This is a genomic window from Pseudomonas sp. TE21435 (assembly GCF_056279265.1).
The window spans coordinates 4,847,538-4,863,422 of the sequence record NZ_JBWBQZ010000001.1; the positions used below are offsets into that span (position 1 = coordinate 4,847,538).

The 15,885-nt window shown below is 66.2% G+C and carries 10 protein-coding genes; 8 read left to right on the top strand and 2 right to left on the bottom strand.

Annotation, left to right across the window (positions count from 1 at the left end):
- Nucleotides 1-72 precede the first annotated feature (72 nt).
- The 6 genes from recC (at nucleotide 73) to yfiB (ending at nucleotide 11,712) form a co-directional block, all read left to right on the top strand.
- Nucleotides 73-3,555, top strand: coding sequence for an exodeoxyribonuclease V subunit gamma (gene recC / locus ACZ9C1_RS21955; protein WP_476254376.1), 3,483 nt, complete (start codon nucleotides 73-75; stop codon nucleotides 3,553-3,555).
- On the top strand, nucleotides 3,552-7,223 hold the full coding sequence (recB, locus tag ACZ9C1_RS21960; protein ID WP_476254377.1) for an exodeoxyribonuclease V subunit beta: 3,672 nt from the start codon (nucleotides 3,552-3,554) through the stop codon (nucleotides 7,221-7,223). The genes recC and recB overlap by 4 nt, the downstream gene beginning before the upstream one ends.
- Nucleotides 7,220-9,295: an exodeoxyribonuclease V subunit alpha gene (gene recD / locus ACZ9C1_RS21965; protein ID WP_277502725.1), complete on the top strand. Its 2,076-nt coding sequence runs from the start codon at nucleotides 7,220-7,222 to the stop codon at nucleotides 9,293-9,295. The genes recB and recD overlap by 4 nt, the downstream gene beginning before the upstream one ends.
- A gap of 69 nt (nucleotides 9,296-9,364) precedes the next feature.
- A complete protein-coding gene (gene yfiR, locus ACZ9C1_RS21970) occupies nucleotides 9,365-9,940 on the top strand; it encodes a regulatory sequestration protein YfiR (RefSeq protein WP_031316726.1) in 576 nt (191 codons plus the stop codon).
- Nucleotides 9,937-11,208, top strand: a complete 1,272-nt coding sequence (dgcN, locus tag ACZ9C1_RS21975; RefSeq protein WP_476254378.1) for a diguanylate cyclase DgcN/YfiN — start codon at nucleotides 9,937-9,939, stop codon at nucleotides 11,206-11,208. Before yfiR ends, dgcN begins: the two co-directional genes overlap by 4 nt.
- Before the next feature lie 3 nt (nucleotides 11,209-11,211).
- Complete coding sequence (gene yfiB, locus ACZ9C1_RS21980; RefSeq protein WP_256591634.1) at nucleotides 11,212-11,712, top strand: outer membrane lipoprotein YfiB; 501 nt, start codon at nucleotides 11,212-11,214, stop codon at nucleotides 11,710-11,712.
- 40 nt (nucleotides 11,713-11,752) lie between these two features.
- Here the strand turns inward: yfiB and ACZ9C1_RS21985 are convergent, their stop codons facing one another.
- Entirely contained in the window at nucleotides 11,753-12,703 is a 951-nt protein-coding gene (locus tag ACZ9C1_RS21985; RefSeq protein WP_102684573.1) for a LysR family transcriptional regulator, read from the bottom strand.
- Nucleotides 12,704-12,836: 133 nt separating this feature from the next.
- On the opposite strand from ACZ9C1_RS21985, the gene ACZ9C1_RS21990 reads away from it, so the two are divergent.
- Complete coding sequence (locus ACZ9C1_RS21990) at nucleotides 12,837-14,363, top strand: CoA-acylating methylmalonate-semialdehyde dehydrogenase (RefSeq protein ID WP_476254379.1); 1,527 nt, start codon at nucleotides 12,837-12,839, stop codon at nucleotides 14,361-14,363.
- 10 nt (nucleotides 14,364-14,373) lie between these two features.
- Nucleotides 14,374-15,264 (top strand): 3-hydroxyisobutyrate dehydrogenase, encoded by an 891-nt coding sequence (gene mmsB, locus ACZ9C1_RS21995; RefSeq protein WP_028691313.1) that lies wholly within the window; start codon nucleotides 14,374-14,376, stop codon nucleotides 15,262-15,264.
- A gap of 220 nt (nucleotides 15,265-15,484) precedes the next feature.
- Here mmsB and ACZ9C1_RS22000 read toward each other — a convergent pair whose 3' ends face one another.
- Nucleotides 15,485-15,829 carry a cupin domain-containing protein gene (locus ACZ9C1_RS22000; protein WP_125465629.1) on the bottom strand — a complete coding sequence of 115 codons (345 nt, stop codon included), beginning with the start codon at nucleotides 15,827-15,829 and terminating at the stop codon, nucleotides 15,485-15,487.
- Between the last annotated feature and the right edge of the window lie 56 nt (nucleotides 15,830-15,885).

The following is a 15,885-nucleotide window of genomic DNA, read 5'->3' on the forward strand; positions in this document are numbered from 1 at the left end:
CATCGCGAGACCTTGTCTGCTGTCTCCGTGATAAGGTTTCCCGTCAGCATCAACCGCATTCCGAGAGCTCCTATGCCGCAGACCACCTCACTCCACCCAGGTTTCATGATCGTCCAGGGCAATCGCTTGGACGAACTGCGTAATCTGGTGGTGAGCGTGATGCGCCGCTACCCCCTGGCGCCACTGGAGAACGAGATTGCGCTGGTACAGAGCAACGGTATCGCCCAATGGCTGAAACTGGCTCTGGCCGAGGACCCGCAAGACGACGATCAGGGCGGTTGCGGGATCGCCGCTGCCATCGATGTGCAGCTCCCGGGCAGCTTCATGTGGCAGCTGTATCGCCGTGTGTTGGGCCGTGATGAAATCCCCGAGGTTTCGCTGCTCGACAAGGCCCCCCTGACCTGGCGCCTGATGCGTCTGCTCCCGGAAGTGATCGAGCGTCCGCACTTCGAACCTCTGCGCCGCTTCCTCACCGACGATAGCGACCTGCGCAAGCGTTACCAGCTAGCTGAGCGCCTTGCCGACCTGTTCGACCAGTACCAGGTCTACCGCGCCGACTGGTTGAAGGACTGGGCAGATGGTGCCCATGTACTCAATACCGCCCGTGGCGAGCGCAAGCCCTTGGCTGCTGGCAATCGCTGGCAGGCCGAGTTGTGGCGGCTCCTGCTCGAGGACGTGGGCGAGGAGGGCATGGCCCAGAGCCGAGCCGGTGTGCACCAGCGCTTCATCGAACGTATCAACAGCCTGGAGCAGGCGCCCCCAGGGCTGCCGGCGCGATTGATCGTGTTCGGCATTTCGTCGCTGCCGGCACAGATCCTGGAAGCCCTGGCAGGTCTTGCCCGTTTCAGCCAGGTGCTGCTGTGCGTGCACAACCCCTGTCGTCACCACTGGGGCGATATCGTCGCCGACAAGGACCTGCTGCGGCACCAGTACAAACGCCAGCAACGCAAGCAGGGCATGCCTTTGCAGCTGGACGACGAACTGCTGCATCAGCATGCCCATCCGCTGTTGGCGGCCTGGGGCAAGCAGGGGCGCGACTACATCAACCTGCTCGACAGCTACGACGACCCAGGCAGCTACCAGAATGTCTTCAGCGAAGGCCGTATCGACCTGTTCAGTGATGCACAACCCGAGACCCTGCTCAACCAGCTGCAGGACGATATCCTCGAGCTGCGGCCTTTGGCCGAGACGCGTATGCAATGGCCAGCAGTCGATCCGGCCAAGGACCGCTCCGTGCGCTTCCACCTGGCCCATAGCCCGCAGCGCGAAGTCGAGATCCTCCACGACCAGTTACTCGCCCGCTTCAGCGCCGACCCGACCCTGCGCCCGCGCGACGTCATCGTCATGCTGCCGGCCATCGACACCTACGCACCGCATATCCGTGCCGTGTTCGGCCAGCTCGATCGCAGCGACCCGCGCTACATCCCCTTCACCCTGACCGACCAGGGCCAGCGTGGTCGCGACCCATTGCTGATTGCGCTAGAGCACCTGCTCAAGCTGCCCGACAGCCGCTTTGCCGTCAGTGAAGTGCTCGACCTGCTGGACGTACCGGCCGTGCGCGCCCGTTTCGCCATCCAGGAAGGCGACCTGCCGACGCTGCATCGCTGGATCGAAGGGGCGGGTATCCGCTGGGGGCTGAGTGCCGAACAGCGCGCCAGCCTGGGGCTGCCGGAAGGGCTGGAGCAGAACAGCTGGCGGTTCGGCCTGCGCCGGATGTTGCTGGGGTACGCGGTCGGGGTGGGCGAAGGCTGTGACGGCATCGAGCCTTATGACGAGATTGGCGGCCTCGATGCCGCATTGATCGGGCCGCTGGTGGCCTTGCTCGATGCCCTGGAGGTCGCTTGCCAGGCCCTGACCCAGCCGGCCTCGGCGCCAGACTGGGGCGCACGGCTGCACGCCCTGCTGCAGATCTTCTTCCTGGCCGAGAACGAACACGACGAGCTGCTCCTGGTGCAACTGCAGGATCTGCGCGACACCTGGCTGGAGACTTGCGAGGCGGTGGGCCTGCAAGACCTGCTGCCGCTCACGGTGGTGCGCGAGGCCTGGCTGTCGGGGTTGGACCAGGGCAAGTTGTCGCAACGCTTCCTTGCCGGTTCCGTGAACTTCTGCACCCTGATGCCCATGCGCGCCATCCCGTTCCGTGTGGTCTGCCTGCTGGGCATGAACGATGGTGACTATCCACGCGCCCAGCCGCCCCTGGACTTCGACCTGATGGCCAGCGACTATCGTCCGGGCGATCGCTCCCGGCGAGAGGATGACCGTTACCTGTTGCTCGAAGCCTTGCTGTCGGCACGTGACCAGCTCTATGTCAGCTGGGTCGGGCGCAGTATCCGCGACAACAGCGAGCGTCCGGCCTCGGTGCTGATCGGGCAACTGCGCGATCACCTGGCCGCCGGCTGGCAGCTCGCCGGTGCCAAGGCCGGGTTGCGCGATGACGCTGGACAGCAGTTGCTGCATGCGTTGACCCAGGAGCATCCGCTGCAGCCGTTCAGCCAGCGCTATTTCCAGAAAGGCAGCCCGCTGTTCAGTTTTGCCCATGAGTGGCTGGCCTTGCATCAGGCCGAGGACGGCGCAGCGACCGCCGCTATCGGGCTGTCGCCCTACGTCAGCGATGAACCGCTGAACCTGGTGCAGCTTCAGGACTTCCTGCGCCACCCGGTACGGCATTTTTTCAGCCAGCGCCTGAAAGTGTTCTTCGAAACGTTGGAGGCGCCGACTCCGGACGAAGAACCCTTCATCCTGGATGCCCTGCAACGCTATGGCTTGAGTGAAAGGCTGCTCGGCGCCGCGCTGGCCGACCCCGACAACGCCGAGCGAGCCCTGCAAGCCCAGGCCCGGAGGCTGCAGGCCTGCGGGCTGCTACCGTTGGCCGGGTTCGGTGAGGCCTTGCAGGCGGAACTGATCCAGCCGCTGCCGGACTTGCTGCAACGCCATCGACAGTTGCTGCAGCGCTGGCCGACGCTGGTCGAGGGTGCTCTGCCGATTCACTTCGAACAGGGCGCGCAGCGCCTGGAAGGCTGGCTCGGCCGTGTGTACCAAGGCGAAGACCAAAGCCTGCTGAGCATCGCCACCGTGCCCAATACCCTCAGTGCCGGGCGCAACAGCCTGAAATGGCATCGCCTGATCCCGGCCTGGGTCATGCACCTTGCCGCCTGCGCCTCGGGCTATCCGCTGCACAGCGCGTTGGTGGCCAGCGACCTGACCTTGCTGTTGGCACCACTGCCGCAGGCCGATGCGATGCAGCGCCTGGGCGAGTTGCTGGTGGCACGCCAGGCGGGAATGAACGCGCCCTTGCCCGTCGCGGCCAAGACCGCCTTCGCCTGGCTGGCCCAGGAGGACCCGGACAAGGCCCTGGCTGCCGCAGCCCGGGCCTACGAAGGTGACGGCCAGAACAGCTTCGGCGAGCGTAGCGAGAGCCTGGCCCTGGCCCGTCAATACCGTGACTTCGCCGCACTGGCCCTCGAGGAAACCTTCGAGGGTTGGTGCGAAACCCTGTATCGCCCCTTGTTCGCGGCGCCCTGGCAAACCCTGGGCAACCCGGAGAGCGCCCAATGACCCAAGCCCGCCCCCTGGCGCTGAGCTTTCCTTTGCACGGCAGCCAACTGATCGAGGCCAGCGCCGGCACCGGCAAGACCTTCACCATCTCGGCCTTGTACCTGCGCCTGATCCTCGGGCATGGCGGCGAGCAGGGCTTTGCCCGCGAGCTGCTGCCGCCGCAGATCCTGGTGGTGACCTTCACCGATGCGGCAACCAAGGAACTGCGTGAGCGTATCCGTGCGCGCCTGGCTGAAGCGGCGCGCTTTTTCCGCGGCGAGCTCGAGGACGCCGACCCTTTGCTGCACCTGCTGCGCGAGGATTATCCACCGGCGCACTGGCCACGCTGTGCCAACCGTCTGGAAATCGCCGTGCAATGGATGGACGAAGCGGCGGTGTCGACCATCCACGGCTGGTGCCAGCGCATGTTGCGCGAGCATGCGTTTGACAGTGGCAGCCTGTTCACCCAGAGCCTGGAAACCGATCACAGCGAGTTGCTGGGCCAGGTCATGCGTGACTACTGGCGGCGCTTCTGCTACGGCATGCGTGGCGAGTCGCTGGCCTGGGTGCGCGGCAACTGGGGCAGCCCCGATGCCTTGTTGCCAAGGATCAGGCCATTGTTCGGCCGCGTCCGTGGCCAGGTGGACGAGCAGGAGCCGCAAGCCTTGATCGAGGCGACCCTGCGCCAGCGCACCGAGCAGTTGGCCCAGCTCAAGGCACCTTGGGCCGCCTGGGCCGATGAGCTGCAGCAGATCTGCCGCGATGCCGTGGCGGCCAAGCAGGCGGACGGGCGCAAGTTGCAAGCACGCTACTTCGAGCCCTGGTTCGACAAACTGCGCGCCTGGGCCGGTGATGAGCAGGCCATGGAGCTGGACCTTGGCACCGGCTTCACCCGGCTGACCCCGGCGGGCATGGCCGAGGCGTGGAAGGCCGGCGAGCCACCGCAGCACCCGGCGTTGCACGCCATGGCGGCCCTGCGTGAACATTTGCAGGGGCTGGCCAGCCCCGATGCGCGCCTGCTGGAGCATGCCGCTGCCTGGGTTTCGGCGCGCTTCGAGGTGGAGAAGCGTCGACGCGCCGAAATGGGCTTCGACGACATGCTTTTGCGCCTTGAGCAGGCCCTGGGCAGCGATGCGGGCGAGCGCCTGGCCGCGTTGATCCGCGAGCAGTTCCCGGTCGCGTTGATCGACGAGTTCCAGGACACCGACCCCATCCAGTACGGCATCTTCGAGCGCATCTACCGTATCAGCGAGAACAACCCGGACACCGGCCTGTTCATGATCGGCGACCCCAAGCAGGCGATCTATGCCTTCCGCGGCGCCGACATCTTCACCTACCTGGCCGCGCGCCGCGCCACCGCCGGGCGCCTGCACAGCCTGGACACCAACTACCGCTCCAGCCAGGCCATGGTCGCGGCGGTGAACCGGGTATTCCTCCAGGCCGAGGAGCGTGCCGAGGGCCGTGGGGCATTCCTGTTCCGGGCCCATGGCGATAACCCGCTGCCTTTCGTCGAAGTACGCGCCAAGGGCCGTGGCGAGCAATTGCTGGTGGCCGGTCAGCCGAGCGCAGCCCTTTGTTGCTGGCAACTTGAAAGTGATGAGCCGGTATCCAGTACTTTGTATCGCCAGCAGCTGGCGGCCAGTTGCGCGAGCCATATCGTCGAACTGCTCAATGGCGGGCAGCAAGGCGTCAGTGGTTTCGCTGATGCTGCTGGCAAGCTGCGGCCCTGTTTGCCTTCCGATATCGCCATCCTGGTGCGCGACGGCCGCGAGGCCCAGCTGATCCGCGCCGAGCTGGCCGCCCGCGATGTGCGCAGTGTGTACCTGTCGGACAAGGACTCGGTGTTCGCCGCCCAGGAGGCCCACGACCTGCTGGCCTGGCTCAAGGCCTGCGCCGAGCCGGACTCGGAGCGCCTGCTCAAGGCCGCCCTGGCCAGCCTGACCCTCGACCTGCCGCTGGTCGAACTGGAGCGCCTGAACCAGGACGAACGGGTCTGGGAGGGCTGGGTGATGCGTTTTCGCCGCTACCGCGACACCTGGCAACGCCAGGGCGTGCTGCCGATGCTGCGCCGCCTGCTGCATGACTTCCAGCTGCCCCGCGCGTTGATGGGCCGCAGTGACGGCGAACGCGTGCTGACCAACCTGCTGCACCTGGCCGAGCTGTTGCAGCAGGCGGCGGGCGAACTGGATGGCGAGCAAGCGCTGATTCGCCACCTCACCGAGCACCTGGCCAACGCAGGGCAGGCGGGCGAGGAGCAGATCCTGCGCCTGGAAAGCGACGAACAACTGGTCAAGGTGGTGACCATCCACAAATCCAAGGGCCTGGAATACCCGCTGGTGTACCTGCCGTTCATCTGCACCAGCAAACCGGTGGATGGCCAGCGCCTGCCCCTGGGCTGGCACGATGACCAGGGCGTGGCGCACCTGACCCTGACGCCGAATGCCGAGCAGATCGAGCGCGCCGACGACGAGCGCCTGGCCGAGGACCTGCGCCTGCTCTACGTCGCCCTGACCCGTGCCCAATACGCCTGCTGGCTGGGCGTCGCCGACCTCAAGCGCGGCACCCAGCGCAGCTCGCAACTGCACCGTTCGGCCCTGGGTTACCTGCTCGGCGGCGGGCTGCCGTTGCCCGCCTCCAGCCAGCTGGGCGAGTGGCTCCAGGCACTGGCAGCGAGCAACCCGGCCATCAGCCGGGAGGCGCTGCCCGAAGTACAGACACAGAGCTATCGCACGCCGGACAGCCAGCGCGAACTCCTGCCGCCGCGCAAGCCACGGCGTGCCGCCGCGGAACACTGGTGGATTGCCTCCTACAGTGCCCTGCGGGTGGGCGACCCGACGCTGATCGCCGACAGCTCCCAGGCCCAGCAACTGCTGGACGACGAGGTGCTGGACAGCCAGCTGCTGCGCGAGGTCCCGGCCGAGGCGGGCGATATCCACCGCTTCCCCCGTGGGCCGAGCCCGGGGACCTTCCTCCATGGCCTGCTCGAATGGGCGGGCCGCGAAGGCTTCGCCGAGATCAGCAGCCAGGCCGAGGTGATCGAACGCACCGTGGGGCGGCGCTGCAATCGACGCGACTGGACCGGCTGGATCCCCACGCTGACGCAGTGGCTGCAGCAATTGCTGCTGCAACCCATGCCGCTGCAGGGGGCCACCCTTACCCTGGCGCAACTGAACCATTACCAGATCGAAATGGAGTTCTGGTTCGCCAGCCACCAGGTCGACGCCCTGCGCCTCGACTACCAGGTGGCGCGCCATACCCATGGCGGCGCGGCGCGCCCGGCCGCGCAGCCGACCTTGCTCAATGGCATGTTCAAGGGCTTCATCGACCTGGCGTTCGAGCTCGATGGGCGCTACTACGTGGCCGACTACAAGTCCAACTGGCTTGGCCCCGACGCCGAAGCCTATGGCGACCTGGCGATGGAGCAGGCGATCCTCGAGCACCGCTACGACCTGCAGTACGTGCTCTACCTGCTGGCCCTGCATCGCCAGTTGCGCGCCCGCCTGCCTGACTACGACTACGATCGGCATGTCGGCGGCGCCGTGTTCATCTTCCTGCGCGGCGTCACGTCGGCGGGCCACGGGCTGTATCATGCGCGGCCACCCCGGGCGCTGATCGAGCAGCTCGACGCGATGTTCCGGGGTGAGCTAGAACCTGAACAACAGGACCTGTTTGCCGGAGCCGCGCCATGAGCCGCAACCTCGATGACCTGCTGCCCACGCCATTGCAGGCGGAGCATCTGAGCGCCCTGGCGCCGCTGAGCGCCAGCCATGACCTGCTGGCGTTGCTCGATCGCTGGGTTGAGCGCGGGTGGTTGCGTGCCCTGGACCGGGCCTTCGTGAGTTTTCTCGAGGAGCGGGCGCCAGGCAGTGACCCTTTGGTCCTGCTCGCCGCGGCGCTGGCCAGCCACCAGCTGGGGCATGGGCATGTCTGCCTGGATCTGCGCCAGACCCTCGCTGAACCAGACTTCGCCCTGTCGCTGCCACCGGAAGGCGATGTCCTGGCCGGGCCGCTGCTGCTGCCTTCGCAACTGCTGGCCAGCCTTGACCTGGGTACCTGGCTGCAACGGATTGCCGAGAGCCCGCTGGTCGCGGCGGGCGATAGCGTCGAACAGCGCGCCCGGCCACTGGTGCTCAGCGCCGAGCGCCTGTACCTGCGCCGCTACTGGGCCTACGAGCGGCGGATCGACGACGCCCTGCATGAGCGCCTGGCACGCCGTCAGCCTCAGCCCGCCGATCTGGCCCAGCGCCTGGCGCAACTGTTCGACGGCGGCTCGGCGGCCGGCGAGGTGGACTGGCAGAAACTGGCCTGCGCGCTGGCCACCCGAGCGGGTTTCAGTGTGATCACCGGCGGCCCCGGCACCGGCAAGACCACCACCGTGGTACGCCTGCTGGCGTTGCTGCAGGGACCGGCGGTCGAGCAAGGCCGGCCGCTGCGTATCCGCCTGGCGGCACCGACCGGCAAGGCCGCGGCGCGCCTGACCGAGTCCATCGGCCAGCAGGTCGAGCGCCTGCAGGTGGACGTTGAGGTACGGGCACAGATCCCCACCGAGGTCAGCACCGTGCACCGCCTGCTGGGCAGCCGCCCAGGCTCGCGGCATTTCCGCCATCATGCCGGCAACCCGTTGCCGCTTGACGTATTGGTGATCGATGAAGCCTCGATGATCGACCTGGAGATGATGGCCAACCTGCTCGATGCCCTGCCGTCCACTGCACGGCTGGTGCTGCTGGGCGACAAGGACCAGCTGGCCTCGGTGGAAGCCGGGGCGGTGCTGGGCGACCTGTGTCGCGACGCCGAGGAAGGCTGCTACTGGCCGCAGACCCTGGCCTGGCTGGAGCAGGTGGGCGGGCAGTCGCTGGCGGGCATCGGCCTGAAACCGGGCGATGGCCAGCGCAATCCGCTGGCCCAGCAGATCGTGATGCTGCGTCATTCGCGGCGTTTCGGCGAAGGCAGCGGCATCGGCCAGCTGGCGCGCCTGGTCAATCGCCAGCAGGCGCTGGAGGCGCGGGCGCTGCTGGCGACCCGGCCTGCGGACGTTCATTGCCTGACCCTGGGCGGCGAACACGACAAGCGCTTCGATCGCCTGTTGCTAGACGGCCTTGGCCAGGGCGGCGAAGGGCCGCAGGGTTACCGTGGCTACCTGCGCACCATCGGCCGCTTGCGCCCGCCGCCTGGCACGCCGGGCGACGATCCGCGCTGGGAGCGCTGGGCGGCCGAGGTACTGCAGAGCTTCGAAGCCTTCCAGTTGCTTTGCGCCGTGCGCAGGGGCGCCTGGGGCGTCGAAGGCCTGAACGAACGCGTGGCCCGGGTGCTGCACAATGCCGGGCTGATCGATAGCCAGCAACCCTGGTACGAGGGCCGCCCGGTACTGGTCACCCGCAATGACTACGGTCTCGGCCTGATGAACGGTGATATCGGCATTGCCCTGCGCCTGCCGGACGAGCAGGGCGAGGCGCTGCTGCGCGTGGCCTTCCCGCGCAACGATGGCAGCGGTGGGGTGCGCTTCGTTCTGCCCAGCCGGCTCAGCGAAGTGGAAACCGTGTTCGCCATGACCGTGCACAAGTCCCAGGGCTCGGAATTCAGCCATACCGCGCTGGTGCTACCCGATGCCTTGAACCCGGTGCTGACCAAGGAACTGGTGTACACCGGCATCACCCGCGCCAAGCAATGCTTTAGCCTGATTGAGCCGCGCGCCGGGGTGTTCGAGGAAGCGGTGGAGCGCAAGGTCAGGCGTGTCTCGGGGCTGATGCTGGAGCAAGTCTGACTCTGGAGTTCGCCGCCGATATGCTATCGTTGCGGCATTATCCGCAAACATTTTGTGAGATTTTCCCCCATGACTGTGGCTGTCTCGGTCTTGAGACGAGTGACGGGTTGTGCGCTCTCGCTGCTGATGGCCACGCTGTTGTCGACCGGCGCTCCCGCCTGGGCGGGCACTGCCGCGTCGGACGCGCAGGCGCAGCAACGGGCCAAGGCCGTAACCCAGGTGGTACTGGGGATCCTCAGCTACGCACGCTGGCCTGCCGACCCCAACCCCTTGCGCCTGTGCCTGGTCGGCCCTACCGAGTACGCCGACGACCTGATCAAGGGCAACGTGCAGAACTCCGGGCAACCCCTGCAGGTGCGCCGTCTGCTGGCCGACGACCCGAGCGTGGCCAATGCCTGCGATGCCATCTATATCGGCAAGCTCGACAAGCTGGAACGTGAGCGACTGTTCCAGCGGGTCAATGGCCACCCTTTGCTGAGCATCAGCGAAGCCGATGATCCGTGCACCGTGGGTAGCCTGTTCTGCCTGCGGGTCAGCGACCAGCAGGTGGCGTTCGACGTCAACCTCGACTCGGTGGCGCGCAGCGGTGTGCGCATCCACCCCAGCGTGCTGCAGTTGTCGCGACGGCGGGCAGGGCAGCCATGAAACGTTCAGCCAAGCGCTTCAGCCGGCCGACCCTGCGTGCCGTGCTCAGCCGTCGTCACCTGAGCGTGGCGCTGCTCGCCGCGGGCCTGGCCGGTGTGCTGGTGACCCTGCTCGGCGTGGCGGCGTTGCGCGTCTATGCCAATCACAACCTGCACCTGATCGCTCGCTCCATCAACTACACCGTCGAGGCCGCCGTGGTGTTCGACGACAGTGCCGCGGCCAACGAAGCGCTGGCATTGATCGCCTCCACCGAGGAAGTCGCCGACGCCAAGGTCTATGACAACGACGGCGAACTGCTCGCCCATTGGCAGCGTGATACGCCCGGCGTGATGGCGCAGTTGCAGACTCAGGTGGCGCGCAGCCTGCTGGAAGAGCCGATCAACATGCCGGTGCAACACATGGGCCAGCGCGTCGGGCATATCGAGTTGACCGGGCAGGGTGGCAGCCTGGTGCGCTTCCTGCTCAGCGGCCTGGTCGGGATCCTGGTGTGCACGGTGCTCAGTGCGGTGCTGGCGCTGTACCTGTCACGACGCCTGTTCGGCGACATCATCCGGCCCCTGCGCAACCTCGCCAGCGTCGCCCATGCGGCGCGGCGCGAGCGCAGTTTCGATCGCCGCGTGCCGGAAACCCAGATCGCCGAGCTCAACGAGCTGGGCAACGACTTCAATGCCCTGCTCGATGAGCTGGAGGTGTGGCAGAGCCACCTGCAAAGCGAGAACGAAACCCTCGCCCACCAGGCGAGCCACGACAGCCTGACCGGCCTGCCCAACCGTGCCTTCTTCGAAGGACGGCTGAGTCGCAGCCTGCGCAACGCCGCACGCACTGAAGATCACCTGGCCCTGTTGTTCCTCGACAGCGACCATTTCAAGCAGATCAACGACAGCCTCGGCCATGCGGTGGGTGACGAAGTGCTGATCAGCGTGGCCAGCCGGGTGCGTGCGCAATTGCGCGAGCATGACCTGGTGGCGCGCCTGGGCGGTGACGAGTTCGCCGTGCTGCTGACGCCGCTGCACTCGCGTGAGGATGCCAAGCGCATCGCCGAGAAAATCGTCGCCAGCATGAAGCTGCCGGTGCAGCTGGAGGATGGTACCAGTCTGACCACCTCGCTGAGTGTCGGCATCGCCTATTACCCGGACGACGGCCGCGACCCGGCCAGTCTGCTCAATGCCGCCGATGCGGCGATGTACCAGGCCAAGCGCAATCGCCGCGGCCATTGGCAAGTGGCACAGACGGAACGCTGTGCCAACGATGCAAAGAACAGGAGCTGAACCGTGACCAAGCGTTTTTCCCTACTGCGTTTCCCGTTATTCACCCTGCTGCTGGCGCTGTTCGCCCTGGCCGGCTGCCAGAGCGTGCCGCCCAAGGGGCTGACACCCGAGCAGGTCGCCGTGCTCAAGCGCGAGGGCTTCGCCCCGACCGATGACGGCTGGGCGTTCGACCTGTCCGGCAAGGTGCTGTTCGGCAGCGACCTGGACAGCCTTAACAGCCAGAGCGAGTCGATCGTCGAGCGCATCGGCAAGGCATTGCTGTCGGTGGATATCCAGCGCGTGCGCATCGACGGCCACGCCGACGCCTCGGGCAAGGCCGCCTACAACCAGCAGTTGTCCGAGCGCCGCGCGCAGAGCGTGGCCAAGGCTTTGGCCGGCATCGGCATGCAGCCGCAGAACATCCAGACCCGCGGCATGGGCAGCAGCCAGCCGGTGGCGGACAACCGTACCGCCGCAGGGCGCATGGAGAATCGCCGCGTGTCGATCGTGGTGGGGTCGGAGTGATACCGACATCGCGGGGCAAGCCCCGCGATGATGCCTACCCTCAATCCCGAGCGAACTTCATCTCCCGCGTCTCCCCCATCAACAACGGCGCATTGGCCTCGGTCACCTCACGGATGTAATCCCACAGCAGGGTGATCCGCTTCAACTTGCGCAGGTCCTCCCGGCAGTACATCCAGAACTGCCGCGTCACCTCGATCTGCTCCGGCAGCACCGTCACCAGGCGTGGATCCTGCGCCGCCAGGAAGCACGGCAGGATCGCCAGCCCACGCCCCTGCAACGCTGCTGTGTACTGGGCGATCACGCTGGTGCTGCGCAGGTGCGCGTTGGCGTTGGGGATCAGGTTGGCCAGGTACAGCAGCTCCGAGCTGAAGGCCAGGTCGTCCACGTAGCTGATGAACGGGTGGCGCCCCAGGTCGGCGATCTCGCGAATCGGCTCGTGGCGATCCAGGTAGTCCTGGGTGGCATACAGGCGCAGGCGGTAATCGCACAGCTTGCAGCACACATAGGGGCCGTGTTCCGGGCGCTCCAGGGCGATGACGATATCGGCTTCGCGCTTGGACAGGCTGATGAAGTGCGGCAGCGGCAGGATGTCCACCGAGATCGCCGGCCAGGCATCGACGAAGTGGCTCAGCTGCGGGGTGACGAAGAAGCTGCCAAAGCCTTCGGTGCAGCCCATGCGTACATGCCCCGACAATGCCACGCCCGAGCCCGAGACTTGCTCGCAAGCCATGTGCAGGGTGCTCTCGATCGACTCGGCATAGCCCAGCAGACGCTGGCCCTCGGCGGTGAGGACGAAGCCGTTGGTCCGCGATTTTTCGAACAGCAAAGTGCCCAGCGCCCCTTCCAGTGAACCGATGCGCCGCGACACCGTGGTGTAGTCCACGGCCAGGCGCTTGGCCGCACTGCTGGCCTTGCGGGTGCGCGCTACCTCAAGAAAGAACTTGAGGTCGTCCCAGTTCAGCGCGCTCAGGGAGGTGAGGTCTTTTTGCATGATGATCCGGTTTTTTTGTGCATTCTTGTTGGATGTTTGCACATCTATACTCGAACTCAGCCCCTAAGCGCCACCCCGTGTTCGCTCCGGCGTAGGCGTCCTCGTTCCGACAATAATTCCTAGGAGAGCGCAGATGAACGCACCCCAGACGCCCGACCAGACCAAGGTCGAGCAGGTCAAGCTGCTGATCGACGGCCAATGGGTCGAGTCGAAGACCACCGAATGGCGTGACATCGTCAACCCGGCGACCCAGCAAGTGCTGGCGCGGGTGCCGTTCGCCACCGTCGAGGAAGTGAACGCCGCGGTGGCCGCTGCCGAGCGTGCCTTCAAGACCTGGCGCGACACTCCGATCGGCGCGCGCATGCGCATCATGCTCAAGCTGCAGGCACTGATCCGCGAACACAGCAAGCGCATCGCCGTGACCCTCAGCGCCGAACAGGGCAAGACCATTGCCGACGCCGAGGGCGATATCTTCCGCGGCCTGGAAGTGGTCGAGCACGCCGCCTCCATCGGCACCCTGCAGATGGGTGAGTTCGCCGAAAACGTCGCCGGCGGCGTCGATACCTATACCCTGCGCCAGCCGATCGGCGTGTGCGCCGGCATCACCCCGTTCAACTTCCCGGCGATGATCCCGCTGTGGATGTTCCCGATGGCCATCGTCTGCGGCAACACCTTCGTGCTCAAACCGTCCGAGCAGGACCCGCTGTCGACCATGATGCTGGTCGAGCTGGCGCTGGAGGCTGGCGTGCCGGCCGGCGTGCTCAACGTGGTGCATGGCGGCAAGCAAGTGGTCGATGGCATCTGCACCCACCCGGATATCAAGGCGATCTCGTTCGTTGGCTCGACCGAGGTCGGCACCCACGTCTACAACCTGGGCAGCCAGCACGGCAAGCGCGTGCAGTCGATGATGGGCGCCAAGAACCACGCCGTGGTGCTGCCCGACGCCAACCGTACCCAGACCATCAACGCCCTGGTCGGCGCCGCCTTCGGCGCAGCCGGCCAGCGCTGCATGGCCACCTCGGTGGCGGTGCTGGTGGGCAAGGCCCGCGAATGGCTGCCGGATATCAAGGAAGCGGCGAGCAAGCTCAAGGTCAACGCCGGCAACGAGCCGGGCACCGATGTCGGCCCGGTGGTCTCCAAGCGCGCCAAGGAGCGCGTGCTGGGCCTGATCGAGAGCGGCATCAAGGAAGGCGCCAAGCTCGAGCTCGACGGCCGCGACGTCAAGGTGCCGGGATACGAGCAAGGCAACTTCGTCGGCCCGACCCTGTTTTCCGGGGTGAAGACCGACATGCAGGTCTACACCCAGGAAATCTTCGGCCCGGTGCTGGTGACCCTGGAGGTCGACACCCTCGACGAGGCCATCGCCCTGGTCAACGCCAACCCGTTCGGCAACGGCACCGGTCTGTTCACCCAGAGCGGCGCGGCGGCGCGCAAGTTCCAGAGCGAGATCGACATCGGCCAGGTCGGCATCAACATCCCGATCCCGGTACCGGTGCCGTTCTTCAGCTTCACAGGTTCCCGCGGTTCCAAGCTCGGCGACCTCGGCCCGTACGGCAAGCAGGTGGTGCAGTTCTACACTCAGACCAAGACCGTCACCGCCCGCTGGTTCGACGATGACAGCGTCAATGACGGTGTGAACACCACCATCAGCCTGCGCTAAGGAGCTCGTCATGCGTATCGCATTCATTGGCCTGGGCAACATGGGCGCGCCCATGGCCCGCAACCTGATCAAGGCCGGGCACCAGCTCAACCTGTTCGACCTGAACAAGACCGTGCTGGCCGAACTCGCCGAGCTGGGCGGGCAGGTCAGCACCTCGCCCAAGGACGCCGCCGCCAACAGCGAGCTGGTGATCACCATGCTGCCGGCCGCCGCTCATGTGCGTGGCGTGTACCTGGACGAAGAAACCGGCGTGCTGGCCGGCATTCGCCCCGGCACTCCGACCGTGGACTGCAGCACCATCGATCCGCAGACCGCCCGTGAGGTCTCCAAGGCCGCAGCGGCCAAGGGCATCGACATGGGTGATGCGCCGGTCTCCGGCGGCACCGGTGGCGCGGCGGCCGGCACCCTGACCTTCATGGTCGGCGCCAGCGCCGAGCTGTTCGCCACGCTCAAACCGGTGCTGGAGCAGATGGGCCGCAATATCGTGCATTGCGGCGAAGTCGGCACCGGGCAGATCGCCAAGATCTGCAACAACCTGCTGCTGGGTATCTCGATGATCGGCGTGTCCGAGGCCATGGCCCTGGGCAATGCGTTGGGCATCGACACCAAGGTGCTGGCCGGGATCATCAACAGCTCGACCGGACGTTGCTGGAGTTCGGACACCTACAACCCGTGGCCCGGCATCATCGAGACTGCCCCGGCTTCACGGGGTTATACCGGCGGCTTCGGCGCCGAACTGATGCTCAAGGACCTGGGGCTGGCCACCGAGGCCGCGCGCCAGGCGCACCAGCCGGTGATCCTGGGGGCCGTGGCCCAGCAGCTGTACCAGGCCATGAGCCTGCGCGGCGAGGGTGGCAAGGATTTCTCGGCGATCGTCGAGGGGTACCGCAAGAAGGATTGACCCGCGAGTGGACTTGATCGCGGATCGCATGGCCTTCCCCCTTGTAACTGCGCACCTTGGGGGAGGGGCATGCGATTCGCGATTTTTTTTTTGCCCGCGATCTTCCAGGCAATGAAGCCCCTGTGGGAGCTGGCTTGCCAGCGATGCAGGCAGCGCGGTTTTGGGCACCGGCTTTGCCCGGCAAGCCGGCTCCCACAGGATGTGCGTTTTTGCCGAACGATCAGGCAAACACGAAGTACTTGCGCACCGTCTCGACCACTTCCCAGGTCCCTTTCATCCCCGGCTCGATCACGAACACATCCCCCGCCTTCAGATGCTTCGGCTCCTCGCCTTCCGGGGTGACGATGCAGTAGCCATCGAGGAAATGGCAGAACTCCCACTTCTCGTAGTTGACCTCGAACTTGCCCGGCGTGCAGATCCAGGTGCCCATGATCTTGCTGCCGTCGGCGGACAGGTAGGCATTGAGGTTGACGGTGTGCGGGTCGCCGCCGATGCGCTTCCATTTGGTCGCGTCGACCACCGGGGTCGGGCAGGTTTCGCGCAGGACGGTGATGAAATCGGACATGGCGTGGCTCCAGGTAACAGGTGAGATGACGCGTCACCATAGGGCCATCGACGTAC